Source organism: Shewanella sp. Shew256, from assembly GCF_002196695.1.
GTDB lineage: Bacteria > Pseudomonadota > Gammaproteobacteria > Enterobacterales > Shewanellaceae > Shewanella > Shewanella mangrovisoli.
In genome coordinates this window covers 39,439-57,014 of sequence record NZ_NAJR01000010.1, presented here as the reverse complement: position 1 = coordinate 57,014, position 17,576 = coordinate 39,439, and the positions used below count along the sequence as shown (strand labels likewise).

The 17,576-nt window shown below is 47.4% G+C and carries 15 protein-coding genes and 3 tRNA genes; 6 read left to right on the top strand and 12 right to left on the bottom strand.

Going from position 1 to position 17,576, the window contains the following annotated elements:
• Positions 1–31: 31 nt before the first annotated feature.
• From etrA to ttcA, 3 genes are all read left to right on the top strand, one after another.
• On the top strand, positions 32–784 hold the full coding sequence (etrA, locus tag B5P39_RS16970) for an electron transport transcriptional regulator EtrA (RefSeq protein WP_088212362.1): 753 nt from the start codon (positions 32–34) through the stop codon (positions 782–784).
• Positions 785–926: 142 nt separating this feature from the next.
• The gene (gene uspE / locus B5P39_RS16965; RefSeq protein WP_088212361.1) at positions 927–1,859 is read left to right on the top strand and encodes a universal stress protein UspE; all 933 of its coding nucleotides are present in this window, start codon (positions 927–929) and stop codon (positions 1,857–1,859) included.
• Positions 1,860–1,935: 76 nt separating this feature from the next.
• Positions 1,936–2,904, top strand: coding sequence for a tRNA 2-thiocytidine(32) synthetase TtcA (ttcA, locus tag B5P39_RS16960; RefSeq protein WP_011622780.1), 969 nt, complete (start codon positions 1,936–1,938; stop codon positions 2,902–2,904).
• A gap of 57 nt (positions 2,905–2,961) precedes the next feature.
• Here the strand turns inward: ttcA and B5P39_RS16955 are convergent, their stop codons facing one another.
• The gene (locus B5P39_RS16955) at positions 2,962–3,585 is read right to left on the bottom strand and encodes a DUF2987 domain-containing protein (protein ID WP_088212360.1); all 624 of its coding nucleotides are present in this window, start codon (positions 3,583–3,585) and stop codon (positions 2,962–2,964) included.
• Positions 3,578–4,390 carry a glucosaminidase domain-containing protein gene (locus B5P39_RS16950; RefSeq protein ID WP_088212359.1) on the bottom strand — a complete coding sequence of 271 codons (813 nt, stop codon included), beginning with the start codon at positions 4,388–4,390 and terminating at the stop codon, positions 3,578–3,580. The genes B5P39_RS16955 and B5P39_RS16950 overlap by 8 nt, the downstream gene beginning before the upstream one ends.
• Before the next feature lie 316 nt (positions 4,391–4,706).
• On the opposite strand from B5P39_RS16950, the gene B5P39_RS16945 reads away from it, so the two are divergent.
• Positions 4,707–5,630, top strand: a complete 924-nt coding sequence (locus tag B5P39_RS16945) for a YvcK family protein (protein ID WP_011626149.1) — start codon at positions 4,707–4,709, stop codon at positions 5,628–5,630.
• 131 nt (positions 5,631–5,761) lie between these two features.
• On the opposite strand, the gene B5P39_RS16940 is transcribed toward B5P39_RS16945, so the two are convergent.
• The 5 genes from B5P39_RS16940 to B5P39_RS16920 form a co-directional block, all read right to left on the bottom strand.
• Positions 5,762–6,955, bottom strand: a complete 1,194-nt coding sequence (locus B5P39_RS16940) for an amino acid aminotransferase (protein WP_088212358.1) — start codon at positions 6,953–6,955, stop codon at positions 5,762–5,764.
• Positions 6,956–7,248: 293 nt separating this feature from the next.
• Positions 7,249–7,335, bottom strand: a tRNA-Leu gene (locus tag B5P39_RS16935).
• A gap of 49 nt (positions 7,336–7,384) precedes the next feature.
• A tRNA-Cys gene (locus tag B5P39_RS16930) sits at positions 7,385–7,458 on the bottom strand.
• Between the two features lie 23 nt (positions 7,459–7,481).
• Positions 7,482–7,557 (bottom strand) — tRNA-Gly (locus B5P39_RS16925).
• Positions 7,558–7,870: 313 nt separating this feature from the next.
• Positions 7,871–9,304 carry a glyceraldehyde-3-phosphate dehydrogenase gene (locus B5P39_RS16920; protein WP_011622785.1) on the bottom strand — a complete coding sequence of 478 codons (1,434 nt, stop codon included), beginning with the start codon at positions 9,302–9,304 and terminating at the stop codon, positions 7,871–7,873.
• A gap of 206 nt (positions 9,305–9,510) precedes the next feature.
• Here B5P39_RS16920 and B5P39_RS16915 point away from each other — a divergent pair, with 206 nt between their 5' ends.
• On the top strand, positions 9,511–10,398 hold the full coding sequence (locus B5P39_RS16915; RefSeq protein WP_088212357.1) for a DUF2989 domain-containing protein: 888 nt from the start codon (positions 9,511–9,513) through the stop codon (positions 10,396–10,398).
• 212 nt (positions 10,399–10,610) lie between these two features.
• A complete protein-coding gene (gene gap / locus B5P39_RS16910) occupies positions 10,611–11,621 on the top strand; it encodes a type I glyceraldehyde-3-phosphate dehydrogenase (RefSeq protein ID WP_011622787.1) in 1,011 nt (336 codons plus the stop codon).
• A gap of 124 nt (positions 11,622–11,745) precedes the next feature.
• Here the strand turns inward: gap and sodC are convergent, their stop codons facing one another.
• The 5 genes from sodC to B5P39_RS16885 all read right to left on the bottom strand — a co-directional run bounded on the left by sodC (position 11,746) and on the right by B5P39_RS16885 (position 17,516).
• The gene (gene sodC, locus B5P39_RS16905) at positions 11,746–12,258 is read right to left on the bottom strand and encodes a superoxide dismutase family protein (protein ID WP_088212356.1); all 513 of its coding nucleotides are present in this window, start codon (positions 12,256–12,258) and stop codon (positions 11,746–11,748) included.
• 290 nt (positions 12,259–12,548) lie between these two features.
• Positions 12,549–13,622, bottom strand: coding sequence for a quinolinate synthase NadA (nadA, locus tag B5P39_RS16900; RefSeq protein WP_088212355.1), 1,074 nt, complete (start codon positions 13,620–13,622; stop codon positions 12,549–12,551).
• Between the two features lie 144 nt (positions 13,623–13,766).
• Positions 13,767–15,347 (bottom strand): dihydrolipoyllysine-residue acetyltransferase, encoded by a 1,581-nt coding sequence (locus tag B5P39_RS16895; protein WP_088212354.1) that lies wholly within the window; start codon positions 15,345–15,347, stop codon positions 13,767–13,769.
• A 9-nt stretch (positions 15,348–15,356) separates the two neighbouring features.
• Complete coding sequence (locus B5P39_RS16890; protein ID WP_011622791.1) at positions 15,357–16,334, bottom strand: alpha-ketoacid dehydrogenase subunit beta; 978 nt, start codon at positions 16,332–16,334, stop codon at positions 15,357–15,359.
• Between the two features lie 3 nt (positions 16,335–16,337).
• On the bottom strand, positions 16,338–17,516 hold the full coding sequence (locus B5P39_RS16885) for a thiamine pyrophosphate-dependent dehydrogenase E1 component subunit alpha (protein WP_023265282.1): 1,179 nt from the start codon (positions 17,514–17,516) through the stop codon (positions 16,338–16,340).
• Positions 17,517–17,576 lie beyond the last annotated feature (60 nt).

Below are 17,576 nucleotides of genomic sequence, written 5' to 3'. Positions count from 1 at the left end.
ATGGCTGCAGTGGATTAACTTGAGAACCGACATGACAATAGAGCAGAATAAAAACCGTCGTCCCGCCGCGAGTGGGTGCACAATTCATTGTCACGATTGCAGTATGGGAACCCTTTGTATTCCGTTTACCCTCAATGCCAATGAGCTCGATCAGCTCGACGACATCATTGAGCGTAAAAAGCCAATTCAAAAAGGTGAGCAGATTTTTAAATCTGGCGATCCGTTAAAATCTCTGTTCGCCATTCGCTCTGGTACAGTCAAAAGTTACACTATTACCGAACAAGGCGATGAGCAGATCACAGGTTTCCATTTAGCTGGCGATGTGATTGGTTTTGATGGTATTCATGCTCAATCCCACCAGAGTTTTGCTCAAGCCTTAGAAACCTCTATGGTGTGTGAAATCCCCTTCAACATTCTCGATGAGCTTTCAGGCAGCATGCCCAAGTTACGTCAGCAAATTATGCGCTTAATGAGTAATGAAATCATGAGCGACCAAGAGATGATTTTGCTCCTCAGTAAGAAAAACGCCGAGGAACGCCTCGCCGCGTTTATCAATAATCTCGCTAATCGTTTTGGCAGCCGTGGTTTCTCCCCTAAAGAGTTCCGTTTAACCATGACCCGTGGTGACATTGGTAACTACCTAGGTTTAACCGTCGAAACCATCAGCCGCTTGTTAGGCCGTTTCCAAAAGTCGGGGTTGATTGAAGTAAAAGGCAAATACATCACCATCCTTGACCACAATGAACTGAATCTCTTGGCGGGTAATGCCAGAATCGCCAGATAAGTCACACCCTCCCACATTTGTGCTTTAATAATTGTAATTAATGCGCTAGGCACTGGTTTTGAAAAGAGTTTTGATCTAGAACAATACAGATAATTGCCAAAGGCTCATGATGAACATGAGCCTATGACTAAAGGAACATGTTATGAAGGATTATCAAAAAATACTGGTAGTAGTCGATCCCACGACAGAGCATCAGGTTGCACTCGCCCGAGCGGTGACCTTGGCCAGTAAAAGTAACGCCCATGTGACTGTGTTTCTGTCTATTTTTGACTTCTCCTACGAAATGACATCGATTCTATCGAGCCAAGAGCGCGAAGCCATGCGCCAAGGCGTGATCGATCAGCGTCTGGCGTGGATCCAAGATCTGCTGACTGCTTACAACCATCTGCAACTCGATATTGACACTCAAGTGATTTGGCACAATCGCCCATTTGAAAGCATCATCAATCATGCGATTGCCGGACAATATGATTTGATCGTCAAAGGCACCCACGCCCACGACAAGTTAAAGGCCGTCATTTTTACTCCAACCGATTGGCATTTGATGCGTAAAGCGCCTGTACCAGTGTTGATGGTCAAAGATCATGATTGGCCGGAAGCGGGTAAAATCCTCTGCGCCGTCAACGTGGCAACCGAAGACACAGATCATCAAATGCTGAACGGCAAGATTATCGAACATGCCAAGGATTTAGCCGCAAAATTTGCCGCCGAAGTGCACTTAGTTAATGGTTATCCCGGCACGCCGGTGAATCTTGCCATCGAACTGCCTGATTTTGATGCACAAACCTATAACGACACCATTCGCATGCAGCATGAGCAACGAGTGCAATATCTTGCCAATGCCTATGGTATCGATACCCTGCACTGCCATGTGAAAGAAGGCTTGCCTGAGGATGTGATCCCTGAGCTTGCCGAGCAACTCGATGCCGAGCTGGTCATTTTAGGCACTGTCGGTCGAACTGGATTCTCGGCGGCACTTATCGGCAATACTGCAGAGCATGTAATAGATAGCATTAACTGTGATTTGTTAGCCATCAAACCCGATGGTTATAAATCGCCGCTTGAAGAGACGTAACGCACGCCGCTCTTTACCCCGCCGTCGATAGCTGGAATAATACGCGCCCTGAAACTGAGTTACTGGGCGCTTTTTTATGTTGGAAGCTATGTCTGAAGTTACGGCGAGTCAAATGCCTGAAGAATTATCAAAAAAACAAATTACCCGTCTGAATAAGTTACAGAAGCGTCTGCGCCGTGAAGTGGGTAGTGCCATCGCCGATTACAACATGATTGAAGATGGCGACCGAGTCATGTGCTGTTTAAGTGGCGGTAAAGACAGTTACGCCATGTTGGATATTCTGCTTAATCTACAGCAGCGCGCGCCCGTACAGTTCGAAATTATTGCCGTTAACTTAGATCAAAAGCAGCCTGGTTTCCCTGAACACGTGCTGCCCGCCTATTTAGACAGCCTGAATATTCCCTATCACATCCTCGAGAAAGACACTTACTCGATTGTGAAAGAGAAAATTCCTGAAGGCAAAACCACTTGCTCGCTGTGCTCTCGCCTGCGTCGCGGTACCCTCTATGGCTTTGCCCAGCGCATCGGCGCGACCAAAATCGCACTAGGCCACCACAGAGACGATATTATTGAGACCATGTTCCTCAACATGTTCTATGGCGGTAAGATGAAAGCCATGCCACCTAAGTTGCTTTCGGACGATGGTGCAAACGTGGTTATTCGCCCACTCGCCTATTGCCGTGAAAAGGATTTAGAAGAATATGCGGAATTGAAAAAATTCCCCATCATTCCCTGTAACCTTTGTGGCTCGCAGGAAAACCTCAAGCGTCAAGCAGTGAAAGACATGCTCAATCAGTGGGATAGACTCTATCCTGGCCGCATTGAAACCATTTTCACCGCCATGCAAAACACCGCCCCTTCACAGGGTGTTGACCGTGAGCAGTTTGACTTTGTGTCCTTGAAACGCGATCCCAACGCGCCGATGAAGGGTGATGTGGCCGAAGCCGATTTACCCGCATTTGACTTTTTGGATATCGCCAACAGCGGCCATATCGATTTAGATGCGGCAAAACGCATCAATATCGTCAACGTTTACGAAGCCTAAACGCAGCGCGCATAAAAAAGCCCACGAGAGTGGGCTTTTTTATGGCTTTAATCTACGTTACTTAACCCAAGGGCTTAACACGGTCGGCGCTTGGCTAAATTGCAATGATGTCAAACTGTTGAGCTGTTCAGTACTCAGCTTAAAGCTGCTGTTCACCTGTTCCTCACGCCCATCGAGCGTCACAGTAACGGCTTGGTCTTGAGCAAATTCAAAGTTTAAGCCCGCGATTGGCTCCTTAAAATAGCGCATCGGGAAGCCCTGCATGGCTCCGAGTAAAGCATCCATTTCGCTGGCGATTTGCGCTAGTCGCGCCTTGTCGTATGTTGCTAAAGTCTGCTTAGCTCTGACTTGCATCGCAATACCACAGCCCTCAGCCTTGCCCTCAAACTCCAAATTCACTAATGCGCGTTGATCTTTCAGGGCGTCATCAAAGGGAATAAACAAACGCTGCGCCGCCGTATACGTAAGTGGCGTTGAATTTAATTCACTTGAAATGCTGCCACTTTGGATCTGGCAATTAGGCAGCATTGGCACACTAAAGGCAATTTCGACTAACTGATAATTACCCTTATTGACTTGCTTTAATCTGTCATAGAAGCCTTTATATTCGAGGGAAATCGTTTCTGCCTGCAGGCTTGTCGCACATAGACAAAGCCCCACTAACCACCATTTTTTATACATCCGCCTTCACCAAATATTTTTCATTATGACGTAACATATCGAGTAATTCGTCGATATAAGCTTCTTGCCTTTCAGAATAATTCACTAAGCCATAGATCAGCTGATCGGCACTTAACTCGGCTTCCTGAGCGCGTAAATCGGCCCGAATTGAGCGAAACAGTGTATATGCCGTATTCGAGTTCAAATTACGCATGTAGGAAGACACTGAAGCGTCCACCGAGGGAAACACTTTCACTTCATGGGTTTTGCCCGAACCTCGAGAGGAAGGCACTATGCCGCAGCCATTGCTAAAACACCATTCGCCGAAAAAGTTAAAGCCTTCACGGGCAAAACGCGAACTGCCCCAACCCGATTCATTGGCCGCCTGAATCAGCACCATAGATTCGGGAATAATATCGACCCGTTTAAGCAAACTGTTGAGTGATTTTGCATCCACATTACGGGCAGCATATTGATATTTATCAAATAACTGATTGAGCTGTGCTAGCTGTGTATCCGACAGAGAGCTGTCGTTCTCCACTAAGGCCAACATGTCGGTGATAAAGTCACGCTCGGTGGCAATAATGGCGTTTTGCTGTTGAATAATCGGCCTGAGAAAATCAAAAAAGGCACGCTTTTTTTCCGCTACATCATTGATGGCAGAAAAGTCAGGCACTTGAGTAACGGGGTCAACGGAGTTTTCCAGTTGGTTAACGATAGATTCAGGCTCATCGATAGTAGGAATGAGCCAGACTCTCAGCGAAAAAATCGCTAAGATCACTAGGGCTAACGCGAGTGTAAACGAACCAATTCTACCTGTTTTCAATAAGTCACCTTTGATATTGAGTCACGAGTGGCAAAATAAGCGCCAGATTATATGTCATATCTTGAAATTCACGAAATCTGACGGCAAAACCGCCTATGCCCAACGCTGGTATGAGTTTATGACGCCAAAATGCGATCCCAAGCTTAACTCATACAGTTTGGTACATTTGCAGCGTGAATATTTAGTGCATGCTTTTGACTGAGCTTTTATACTAAGGTTCCGTTAACGCAGGTGTTAGTAACCGAGCCCAAACGAGGCTTCGCAGCACCGCTTAACAACAGGACAGGATTTTATGGGTATTCAGGAAGGAACCCTCATGCAGCATCAAATCTTAAATCAATACAGACACGTGGTCGCCATTGGCGGTGGTCACGGCTTGGGTCGTGTACTCTCATCGCTGGATTTTTTGGGCAATCGTCTCACAGGCATTGTTGCAACCACAGATAATGGTGGCTCTACGGGCAGATTACGGGCCGAGCAGGACTGTATTGCGTGGGGCGATCTGCGTAATTGTCTGTCTCAACTTGCCCATCGCCCATCGGTGAGCTCGCAATTATTTGAGTATCGCTTTCAGGGCGAAACCGAACTTAGCGGCCATAATCTGGGCAATTTGATGTTGCTCGCCCTCGATAAGCTTTGTGTTAGACCCCTCGAAGCCGTCAATCTTATTCGGCATATGCTTAAGATTGAAACCAATATCATCCCTATGTCAGAGCAACCAACGCATCTAGTGGCATTGCAAGCCTCTGGTTGTAAGGTATTTGGTGAGGTTAATGTCGATAAGATGAATGAGGCGCCCATTGCCCTATGCCTCGAGCCACAGGTCGATGCGACCGCCGAAGCCTGTGAAGCCATCAGCCGCGCGGATCTAATCATCCTAGGCCCTGGGAGCTTCCTGACCAGTATTATGCCACCGCTATTACTGCCCTGCTTTGCCAAAGCCTTAGCGATGACCACTGCGCCTGTGGTTTTTATCGATAATCTGAATGAAGAAACTTCGCCAGCAGGTCAGTTTAGTATTGAGCAGCGAATTGCTTGGTGCCATCAAGTGATTGGTAAGCCTGTGATCACTAAGGTGCTGCGCCACTCTGAACAAGTACGCCTTGGGACTTTAATGAATTACTTTCCGTTAAGGAATCGCCACAATCCGCAATTACACGATCAGGCGGGCCTGCGTGATGCGCTTAGCGCAGTATTGAGAATTAAGTCGGATTTACCGCTAGAGACCTTGGCATCATAACGACGGGTTAATGGCAAACATAAGCGCCTCTCAAGATCCACAATGTAAAAAGGACAGCCTAAGCTGTCCTTTTTAATAAGCCCTCTTCTTATATTAGAAGCTAATTTAGAGGGCTAAATTAGAGTCCTAAATTAAAGAACCTTAGCAATCGCTTTACAGATCACAGGCATATTGGTTTTGGTCATACCCGCCACACTAATGCGGCCCGAACCAACGATATAAATACCAAACTCATCTTTCAAGCGCGCAACCTGCGCTTTGTTTAAGCCAGAGAAGCTAAACATACCGTTTTGGCGGGAGATAAAGCTAAAGTCCTGGGTCACACCTTCATCCTTTAAGCTTTGGACGAACAGAGTACGCATCTCGGCGATACGTTCACGCATTTCGGTCAACTCTTGTACCCAAAGTGCTTTCAATGCCACATCACTTAAAATAGTGCTAACGATTAACGCACCGTGTGCTGGTGGGTTTGAGTAATTGGCACGGATAGTACGCTTCACTTGGCTAAAGGCGCGCACCGCTTCATCGGCATTTTGTGCAACCACAGTCACAGCGCCGATACGCTCGTTATAAAGACCAAAGTTTTTAGAGAAAGAGTTAGCTACTAACAACTCAGGTACTTTCGCAGCCACTAAACGTAGGCCTGCGGCATCTTCTTCAATACCTGCACCAAAACCTTGGTAAGCAAAGTCAAACAATGGCACTAACTGCTTGTCTGCACACAGATTGGCAACCAATTCCCATTGGGCTAAGGTCAAATCAATACCCGTTGGGTTATGGCAGCAGCCATGCAGTAGAACAATGTCACCCGCCAGTGCATTGGCGAGATCTGTCATCATGCCGTCGAAATCGATATCGTGGGCAGCGGCATTGTAGTAACCGTATTCTTTAACCGTTAAACCCGCAGTTTCGAAAATATTCTGATGGTTCGCCCAAGTTGGGTTACTTACCCACACAGTGCGCGATGGCGTGTTACGCAGTAAAAACTCGGCGGCAATACGCAGTGCACCAGTACCACCTGGCGCCTGAGCGGTCGCTGCACGGCCTGACGTCACAAGCTCACTACCCTCGCCAAATAATAGCTCTTGCACTACGCGGTTATAGGTTTGTACCCCTTCAATACCTAAATAGTTCTTGGTCTTCTCTTGCTCAAGCAATAGGGCTTCTGCTTTCTTCACTGACTGTAATACTGGAGTCTGCCCTGCTTCATCCTTATAAATGCCAACACCGAGGTTCACTTTATCTTGGCGTGGATCGGCCTTGAAGGTATCGGTTAAACCAAGGATGGGATCAGCGGGTGCGAGTACTACCTGAGAGAAAATCATGACTACTTATCCTAAATGTTCACGTGTAGGGGAAATTCGGCTTATTTATACCACTGTCTTAAGAGGGGGAATAGCGCCTATTGTCGCATCTTAAGGAAATAGTTTGCGTATTATGGATTGATTAAAATAAATAACAACTAAATGAGAGATCAATTATCTTGAAGCTGAAATTTTTGATAATTGTGATTTTTAAGAGGCAGATCACTATTCGTTTCAGGATTAATTTGTAGGGGTTGGAACTGGATTTGCGGTAATAAAAAAGGCCTAACATCTGTTAGGCCTTCTCTATATTATGGTACCCGAGGCCAGACTTGAACTGGCACGCTGTTACCAGCGAGGGATTTTAAATCCCTTGTGTCTACCGATTCCACCACTCGGGCAAACTCTTTATATTAACGACGGGAATCGTGTCATTAATACCTTAATCTATGGAGGCGCGACCCGGAGTCGAACCGAGATCGACGGATTTGCAATCCGCAGCATAGCCATTCTGCCATCGCGCCATTTTTCCAAACTCGTAAAGAGTTGGAGCGACATATCGGGTTCGAACCGATGACCTATACCTTGGCAAGGTATCGCTCTACCAACTGAGCTAATGTCGCATCGATGTCACAGCTTAATGAGTCATTAAGCTTAGGAGTTACGTTGCTACGCTTTCCCCTGACTGCGGATTGGCATTCTACCGATTTAACCTTCAGAGTCAATCAACAAATTTGAAATATTGCGCTTAGAAGCACTGTTTGCCCAATATTCAGCCACAGGGATAAAAACTTGCCGATGGAATAATCAATTTGATGATTTTCTTTGCAACAACAAGAGTTGAGTGATGCTATCCATCCATAACAAAGCGCATCATGCCATAAAAAAAGCGCCCTACTGGGCGCTTTTTATTGGACGTTTTTATGTGCGTGGCGATTATGCCGGCAGAGACAGAGTCGTCAGGCCTAACATTGTCTGCATCACACCCACTACTTGGCAGCTGTAACCAAATTCGTTGTCATACCATACGTACAGAATGGCACGTTTACCTTCGGCGATGGTCGCTTGTGAATCAACCACGCCCGCATAGCGAGAACCCACTAAATCGCTTGATACGATTTCAGTTGAGTCGGTGTAATCGATTTGGTTTTGCAATGGTGATTGCAGCGCCGTGTCTTTCAGGTATTCGTTTAATTCGTCTTTGTTGGTCTCAGCATTGAGGTTCATGCTGATGATCGCCATAGATACGTTTGGTGTTGGCACGCGAATCGCGTTACCCGTCAGTTTACCCGCTAAAACTGGCAGAGCTTTAGCAACGGCTTTAGCTGCACCCGTTTCAGTGATCACCATGTTTAATGGTGCACTGCGGCCACGACGGTCAGCACTGTGGTAGTTGTCGATCAGGTTTTGATCGTTCGTGTATGAGTGAATCGTCTCAACGTGACCATTCTCGATACCGTACTTGTCGTTTACTGCTTTCAGTACTGGTGTGATGGCGTTAGTGGTACAGCTCGCCGCAGACACAATGATGTCTTCCGCAGTGATGTCGCCTTCGTTCACGCCGTAAACGATGTTCTTGATGGCGCCTTTTGCAGGTGCAGTCAGTAACACTTTGCTCGCACCTGGGCTCTTCAAATGTAAGCCAAGGCCAGCTTCATCTTTCCAAATACCCGTGTTGTCTACCACTAAGGCATCTGTAATACCGTATTTGGTGTAATCCACTTCATCAGGCGAGTTTGCGTAAATCACTTGGATATAGGTGCCGTTCGCGATGATGGCGTTGTTCTCTTCATCCACTTCAACTGAACCGTTGAATGGACCATGAACAGAGTCACGACGCAGTAAGCTAGCGCGTTTTTCTAAATCGCCCTTCTTACCACCACGTAATACGATAGCGCGCAGTCTTAACTTGTTGCTGCGGCCAGTACGTTCGATCAGTAAGCGCGCTAATAAGCGGCCGATACGACCAAAACCATACAACACTACATCACGCGGTGCGATATCATCAGCATGATCAATCGCCGCCGCTAATTCGCGTGCCATATAGCTTTCAATTTCATTGGTATCGGTATGTTCAGCCCAGTATTTAACGGCAAGCTTACCAATATCCACTTTACATTGTTTAACAGCGAGTCTGCTTAAGGCTTGAACAAATGGGAAACTCTCGCGTAAACGTAATTTCTCGCCGACATGACGACGAACTAAACGGTGCGCTTTAATAATCTCAATAGTAGAAGCATTGAGTAATGGCTTACCATAAACCACAACTTCGACGCCTTGGTTACGGTACAACTTGCCCAGCAAAGGTTGCATTGCCTCTGCCATTTCAAAACGTTCTTGCCAACTTTGTAGGTGTTTATCAGCGCTCATTTACAGATCCTTTATCTCACTTTTCAATAAAATATATTGAAAGGTTTGAGTAACATGACGAAAAGACCAATAATCTTATGTAGGTTTTAGGGGAAACCCTGTGTTTTGGTCGGCGCCATTGTAATGAAAACAGACCCAGCTTGCCAGTAAGATATTTTCTGTAAATCTGTAATTTTATTAGAGAAAATTGCATTTTGGAGCGTATTTTGAGACAAAATCTAGTAATAATTACATCATTTACCCTCGCTATAAGCCTTTTCGGTTGTGATAATGGCCGAAATATCGAAACGATTTGTAAAAATAATCCTGAAATTTGTGCCGATTTGCATAAGGATGGCTGGTGTTTAACCGAGAAAACGAAGCTGATCCAGAGCCGATTCGACCTATTAGACAACAAAAATCCTACGGGTAAGCAACTTTACCAACAGTTAACTTACCTCGAGGACTACAGCCGTTGTATTGAATTGGCCTCAGGGGTGCAACATATCATCCATACGAATCGCACGGCTGATAGAGCCAGAGCTTTTCGCCTGAGCACACAAAACCTCAGTCGCCTACAGGATGAAACCCGTGAACGCCAAGATCCCTTTATGTCTTATTATCAATGGACACGTTTTGGCGATACCAGTGCGCTAAATCGGTTATTGGCACAAGAAAATGCTGGTGAAGTCACTGAGCCATTTCTGTTGGCGCAGATAGCCACCTACTACAGCAACCGTAATGCCATCAAAGCGCAACAACTCTATCTTAAAGTGTTCGCAGAGATCCAATACGCTGACTTTGACCCCAATTGGTTGCTTGGGCTTGCCTCTGCCTATCGCCAAACCCAAGCGCTTGAAAAAACTTATATGCTGACAAAGGCCAATTTACTACTTACGCAGCAGAAGTATTCTGAAGATAAGATGCTAGCCTTAATCGGTGGCGACAAAACGCTGGCGGCCAAATTAGATGAATACGCCCAAAACTTAATCGATGCGTTAGAAGATGGTCTCTATTCTACGAGTCCTGTTGCGCTTTGGCTCGCGCCTCAACCCACCGAGGCGCCACCGCCTGCGGCAGCAACTGTCGAGCCAGAGAAGCCTAATTCGCCTTAACTTGCGTTTTGAGGAATGTCGGCAAAATGTTTGCCATCTTGTAATTTTTTATCCAAATACCGAGCTAAAAATGGTGTTTTCGCGACCGATGTAAAAAAAACACCTAATTTGTTAACCGAATCCCGGCAAAATTGCCGAATTCACTTGACGATAGCTGTCAGTTTGGTAATTTTACTACCAGTTGAATTTTATAATCACCAGAGGGATATGAGATGACTATCCGTGTAGCAATAAATGGTTATGGCCGTATCGGTAGAAACGTATTACGCGCCCTGTATGAAAGCGAAAAAGCTTACCCAATCAAAATTGTTGCCATCAACGATTTAGGCGACGCTTCAATCAACGCTCACCTGACAAAATACGATTCTGTGCATGGTCGCTTCAATGCCAAAGTTGAGCATGATGCGGAAGCAATTTATGTCAACGGCGACAAGATCCTCACCTTCCAAGAACGCGATCCTGGTAAATTACCTTGGGGCGACTTACAAGTTGACGTCGTGTTCGAATGTACTGGTATCTTCACTTCTAAAGAATCTGTACAGCCACATTTAGCTGCGGGCGCGAAGAAAGTCATTATCTCTGCACCAGGCAAAAACGTTGATGCAACCGTCGTTTACGGTGTGAACAACAATGTGCTGACCGCGGATATGACAGTTATCTCTAACGCATCATGTACCACTAACTGTTTAGCGCCTTTCGCTAAGCCGTTAAACGATGAGATTGGTATCGAATCGGGTCTGATGACTACCATCCACGCGTACACCAACGATCAACGTTTATCTGACGTATACCACACAGATTTACGCCGTGCGCGCGCAGCAGCACTGTCAATGATCCCAACTAAAACGGGCGCTGCCGCGGCAGTAGGTTTAGTTGTACCTGAATTACAAGGTAAATTCGATGGTTTAGCAGTACGTGTACCGACTGTTAACGTGTCTTTAGTGGATTTATCTTTCATTGCTGCACGTGATACCACTGTTGAAGAAGTTAACGCCATTATCGAACGTGCCGCTGCTGTTGCGCCACTGAGCGAAGTGTTAGCGGTCAACAAAGAGCCATTGGTGTCTATCGACTTTAACCACAATGCGTTTTCATCTAACTTCGATGCGACGCAAACCCGCGTTAACGGCCGTTTAGTTAAAGTCATGGCATGGTACGATAACGAATGGGGTTTCAGTAACCGTATGTTAGATAACGCGGTTGCCCTGATGAACGCGAAGTAATCATTCTTCTTTATAAAAAAGCCCCGCTCTTGCGGGGCTTTTTTTATGTCGATTTAACGGCTTATCAATGCACTGTCATTTCCAAGCTAGCATTTCGCCGCTAGCAACTTATATTGGCGATACATTAATTGATAATACCGCAGGCCACACGCGCACCGCCGCCACCTAAAGGTGCAGGGTGATCGGAATGGTTGTCGCCACCGGCATGGATCATGATTGCATGGCCTTTAAGATCACTCATTTTTAAGCGCGGTGCCAGCACGGCCTGGCTAGCAGCACCGTCTGCATCGACAAACAATGGTGGCAGATCACCTAAATGCCCTTCTCCCCATGGCGTACCGTGGGCTTTCGTGGCGGCAGGATCATAGTGTCCACCTGCAGCGCCAGCAGGGACGATTTTTCCATCCTTTTCCTTTGGATCACAGCTGCCGTTCTCATGTAGATGGAAACCATGTAATCCCGGCATTAAGCCTTTGAGTGATGGCGTAAATACCACTCCATATTGCGATTCTGAAACAGTCACTTGACCGACACTCTCACCCACGCCCTTTTCGTTAACAAGATTCATTGGCACACTCACGTCTGCAAATGCGCTGGCAGCAGACATTGAAGCAAGCAATAACACGATGTTTTTCATACCCTTCTCCATGGTTATCTTATACAAAATTGCATGAACACAGCGCAATGAGTGAACGCTCCTACGCTTTGCTATATCAAATTTAGGTCAACAACACCGATCCGGTAAGTAAAAGAGCGTGTATTTCTTTAAATTGAAGCATATATACATCTATGAAGAATGGCGTCTAAGGCTAGCGCAGCTTACTAAGCACATACTTAGCAGCATTAGTGTTTATCATTTTGCGCTGATACAAAAATCCCCGCCAAGTGGCAGGGATTTCATTTTTAGTGAGTGTTATGGACGCTTGGTTAAGCGTTGCCTTTCACTTTCATATTCAGTGTCTTAGCGAAATCGAGCATACGGGTCAGCGGGATTAAGGCTTTTACGCGTAAATCTTCATCGACAAAGATCTCATGGGTGGTTTTGTCGCAGTCACTTAATGACGCTTCAATGGCTTTTAAGCCGTTCATCGCCATCCAAGGACAGTGGGCACAGCTCTTACAGGTGGCACCGTTACCACCGGTAGGCGCTTCAATCAGTGTTTTACCCGGCGCCGCTTGTTGCATTTTGTAGAAAATACCGCGATCGGTCGCCACAATAAAACGCTCGTTAGCCATGGTTTGTGCAGCTTTAATCAACTGGCTGGTGGAACCGACAGCATCCGCCATCGCCACCACACTCGCGGGTGACTCTGGGTGCACTAAAATCGCCGCATCGGGGTAAACGCGCTTTAAATCACGCAGTGCATTGGCCTTAAATTCATCGTGAACGATACAGTCGCCCTGCCACATCAACATCTCGGCGCCCGTTTGTTTGGCAATATAACTGCCTAAATGACGGTCTGGGCCCCAAATGATTTTTTTACCTTCGCTGTCTAAATGTTCAACGATTTCAAGGGCAATACTCGAGGTGACCACCCAATCGGCACGGGCTTTTACCGCCGCCGAGGTGTTGGCGTAAACGACCACGGTATGATCAGGATGCGCATCACAGAAGGCGCTGAATTTATCGATGGGGCAACCTAAGTCCAATGAACAGGTCGCCTCAAGAGTCGGCATCAGAATGGTTTTTTCTGGGCTTAAGATTTTGGCGGTTTCCCCCATAAACTTCACCCCGGCGACGATTAACGTCTTGGCGGGATGATCGCGGCCAAAACGCGCCATTTCGAGTGAGTCGGAAACACAACCGCCAGTCTCTTCAGCCAGTGCTTGAATTTCAGGGTCGGTATAATAATGGGCAACCAATACCGCATCTTTTTCAATCAGCAGCTGCTTGATACGTGCCTTGTAGTCCACCTTTTCGGCATCGGACAGAGGAATTGGCTTAGGCGGGAACGGATAATCAATAGTTTCGATTGTTGGGGCAAATGGGCTGGGGCTCATAACAAATCCATCAGTATAACAACGTTCGCGAATTATACGTAATTGGGATCAAAAGATTAACCCATTTATGGCCTGCGAATAAAAAAGGACGCTAAATTGCGTCCTTTTTTGCTGGATTGGCTGTAAGTATTGGCTGACAGCCGATTAGCGCATGGCTAACAGCATATCCTGCGGCTGCTCAAGGTATTGTTTCCACAGATTACAGAAACGGGCAATGGTGCCACCATCGATAACGCGGTGATCGCCAGACCAACTCACTTGCATGATCTGACGCGCTTCCACTTCACCTTTCGCATTAAAGCGAGGCAAGGTTTGTAACTTACCTAATGCGACAATCGCGACTTCCGGCTTATTAATAATCGGCGTTGCGACTGTGCCACCTAAGGCGCCAATATTCGAAATCGAAATTGTGCCTTCTTTAAGATCCGCCGGCGCCACACGGCCGCTACGGGCGGCATTGGTTAAGCGAGTGATCTCGGCAGCCACCTCAAGGATGCTCTTATCTTGCACATCCTTGACGTTTGGTACCAGTAATCCCACCTTAGAGTCGACCGCCATACCTATGTTATGACGCGCCTTGTAGGTGATTTCCGTACAATCCGCATTCACTTGACTGTTAAGCACTGGGAACTGCGTTAAGGCTAACGACATGGCTTTCATAAAGAATGGCATCATGGTTAGCTTTACTTCGTCGGAGGAATACTTGGCCTTCATGCTTTCACGCAGAGCGACTAAGTCTGTCAAATCAAACTCTTCGCAATAGGTGAAGTGTGGAATGGTGGATACCGATTCCACCATCATTTTTGCCATCACGGCTTTCACGCCACGGATAGGCTCAACAATGTCACCCCGTGCAGCGCTTGCCACTGCGGTAGAAACGGTTGACGCGACAGCCACTGGCGCAACCGCAGGCACAGCGCCGCCTTGCGCTTGGAAGCGAGTAATGTCTTCCTTATACACACGGCCATGTTTGCCACTACCAGGTACGCGACTTAAATCGATATCTAAGGCACGTGCCATACGACGAACAGCTGGGCTGGCTAATGCTTTACCTTGGCGAGCAGGCTCCGAGGACACCGCCGCGCAAGCTGCTGGTGCAGCGGTATTCACAGCGGCGGCGCTGGCTTCTTGTACATGACTGACTGGTGCACTAACACCACCTTCAACCTCAATCGCAAATAATGGCGCATGGACTTTAGCTAACTGGCCCTTACGGTAGTGCAGTTTGACAATCTTACCCGCTTTGATGGCGGGAATTTGCACTAGGGCTTTATCTGTCATCACATCGGCGATGGGTTGGTCTTCAACCACAGTATCGCCTTCTTGTACTAACCATTCGACCAGTTCGCACTCAACAATCCCTTCACCAATATCGGGCAGCAGGAACTCTTCCACGCTAGTAGCAGAAGCGCTGGCTTGGCTTGCAGATGTTTGTATCGCTGCGTGTGTTTCAGGTTGAGACGCAGCAACAGGCGCGGCTTCGTCAGCCTCAATCTGCACGGCATAAAGCGGTGCATGCACCTTAGCGATATCGCCTTTGGCGTAATACAGCTTGGTCACAACTCCTGCAAAAGGCGCCGGAATTTGCACTAAGGCTTTGTCTGTCATCACATCAGCGATGGGCTGATCTTCAGCAATGGTATCGCCCTCTTGCACCAACCACTCGACGAGTTCACACTCGACAACGCCTTCACCAATGTCCGGCAAAATAAAATCTTTAATCATACCGGACTCCTAGAAGTTCACCGATGCCTTAATGGCTTCAAAAGTCTTGAGCGCATCGGGCATATATTCTTTTTCGTGGACCAGTGGATATGGGGTATCTAGACCACATACACGGCTGATGGGGGATTCTAAATACAAGAAACACTCTTGCTGAATCGTTGCCGCAATTTCACCGGCAAAACCACCCGTCAATGGCGCCTCGTGGTTAATCAGTAAGCGGCCCGTCTTCTTCACAGAATCGGCAACGGTATCCACATCCCAAGGTGCGAGTGTACGTAGGTCGATAATTTCGCAGGAAATTCCCTCTTTTGCCGCCATGTCGGCCGCTTTTTCGATGATTTCCATCTGCGCGCCCCAGGCTACTAAGGTGATATCTTTCCCTTCACGCACCACTTCGGCCTTACCCAGCTCGATTTCATAATCGCCCGCAGGGACTTCACCCACAGAAGCACGGTATAAACGCTTAGGCTCGAAGAACACCACTGGGTTTTTATCGCGAATAGAGGCTAATAATAAGCCTTTTGCCTGCTCGGGATTACGTGGCACAACCACTTTTAAGCCTGGCGTTTGGGTAAAATAGGCTTCTGGCGATTGCGAATGATAATGACCGCCCGCAATACCGCCACCATAGGGTGTTCGGAACACTAGGCTTCCCACGTTAAATTCATTACCGCTGCGGTAACGGAACTTAGCAGACTCGTTCACTATCTGATCGAACGCCGGAAAGATGTAATCGGCGAACTGGATTTCCGCCACGGCGGTCATACCATTAGAGGCTAAACCGTTGGCAAAACCCGCAATGCCTTGCTCAGTCAGCGGCGTGTTAAAGCAGCGGCTGCGACCAAACTTTTCCTGTAAGCCTGAGGTTGCGCGAAACACACCGCCAAAGTGGCCAACGTCTTCACCAAATACCACCATGCGCTCATCAGATTGCATGGCGATTGACAAGGCCTCATTGACGGCCTGTAACATATTCATTTCTGCCACGGCTTATAGCCTCCCTGCACTTTTGGGATAGGATTGCGGATATTTCTTGATGTGTTCTTTAAGCTCACTCAGCTGCTTTTTCAGCGCTGGTGTTGGCTTGTCGTACACGTCTTCAATGATCTCATCCAGCATAGGGATAGGTAATTTTTCAGCGACTTTAACGGCGGCTAACACTTCTTCACGGTACTTCTCGTAACGCTGGGCATCATCGGCCTCGGCCAACCAGCCTTTGTTGATTAACCACAACTTGAAGCGTTTGACCGGATCGTGCTGTTGCCATTTCGCCTCTTCTTCTTTTGAGCGATAACCAGAAGGATCGTCAGAAGACGAGTGGGCGCCCAGACGATAAGTCATGGCCTCAATCAACACGGGGGCATTGTGCTCAATCGCATAGGCACGCGCCTGCTGCGTCGCCGCTAACACCGCCAGCATATCGTTACCGTCTACACGAATGGTGTGCATACCATAACCCACACCGCGACTGGCAATACCGTTACCGGCAAATTGCTCTTCGGTTGGAGTGGAAATCGCATAACCATTGTTACGGCAGAAGAAAATCACTGGGCATTTTAACACCGCCGCCATATTCAAGCCGGCGTGGAAGTCACCTTCAGATGCGGCGCCTTCACCGAAATAACAGACGGCAACATTACGTTTGCCCTGCATTTTCAGGCTATAACCCACACCTGTCGCTTGCGGGATTTGCGTGGCCAGTGGCGATGAAATGGTTTGGTAGTTTAACGCCGCGCAGCCGTAGTGGATTGGCATCTGGCGACCTTTACCTAAGTCCTTCTCATTGCTGAACATTTGGTTCATAAACTGCTCAGTGGTAAAACCACGGTAACGCAGCGCCGCATGTTCGCGATATTGCGCGAGGATCACGTCCTCAGCGTCCAGTGCCGCGACACTGCCGACGATCGCCGCTTCTTCACCCGTACAGGTCATATAGAAGCTGATCCGTCCCTGACGCTGCGCGCCTAACATACGTTCGTCGAGTACCCGCGTGAACACGCAAGTATCGTAAATTTTGGTGGCTAAGGCTTCATCTATTACAGGCAAAACCGCGGTTTCATAGGTAGTGCCGTCTGCTTGTAGAATTCGAAGGATAGGAATGTGAAGCGATGCCTTATCCAAGAAGCCGACACGGTGCACTGTATCAGTGTTGAGTGTTGCTTTGCTCATATTGTGCTCTTGTTATCTCGTTACGCCATGGAAAGTCCACAACGCCTAATTTATACGAAT

Excerpts from the sequence above, each read along its gene's own strand:
- etrA (WP_088212362.1), top strand. The coding sequence starts at position 32 with ATGACAATAGAGCAGAATAAAAACCGTCGTCCCGCCGCGAGTGGGTGC.
- uspE (WP_088212361.1), top strand. The coding sequence starts at position 927 with ATGAAGGATTATCAAAAAATACTGGTAGTAGTCGATCCCACGACAGAG.
- ttcA (WP_011622780.1), top strand. The coding sequence starts at position 1,936 with ATGTTGGAAGCTATGTCTGAAGTTACGGCGAGTCAAATGCCTGAAGAA.
- B5P39_RS16955 (WP_088212360.1), bottom strand. The coding sequence starts at position 3,585 with ATGTATAAAAAATGGTGGTTAGTGGGGCTTTGTCTATGTGCGACAAGC.
- B5P39_RS16945 (WP_011626149.1), top strand. The coding sequence starts at position 4,707 with ATGCAGCATCAAATCTTAAATCAATACAGACACGTGGTCGCCATTGGC.
- B5P39_RS16940 (WP_088212358.1), bottom strand. The coding sequence starts at position 6,955 with ATGATTTTCTCTCAGGTAGTACTCGCACCCGCTGATCCCATCCTTGGT.
- B5P39_RS16920 (WP_011622785.1), bottom strand. The coding sequence starts at position 9,304 with ATGAGCGCTGATAAACACCTACAAAGTTGGCAAGAACGTTTTGAAATG.
- gap (WP_011622787.1), top strand. The coding sequence starts at position 10,611 with ATGACTATCCGTGTAGCAATAAATGGTTATGGCCGTATCGGTAGAAAC.
- sodC (WP_088212356.1), bottom strand. The coding sequence starts at position 12,258 with ATGAAAAACATCGTGTTATTGCTTGCTTCAATGTCTGCTGCCAGCGCA.
- nadA (WP_088212355.1), bottom strand. The coding sequence starts at position 13,622 with ATGAGCCCCAGCCCATTTGCCCCAACAATCGAAACTATTGATTATCCG.
- B5P39_RS16895 (WP_088212354.1), bottom strand. The coding sequence starts at position 15,347 with ATGATTAAAGATTTTATTTTGCCGGACATTGGTGAAGGCGTTGTCGAG.
- B5P39_RS16885 (WP_023265282.1), bottom strand. The coding sequence starts at position 17,516 with ATGAGCAAAGCAACACTCAACACTGATACAGTGCACCGTGTCGGCTTC.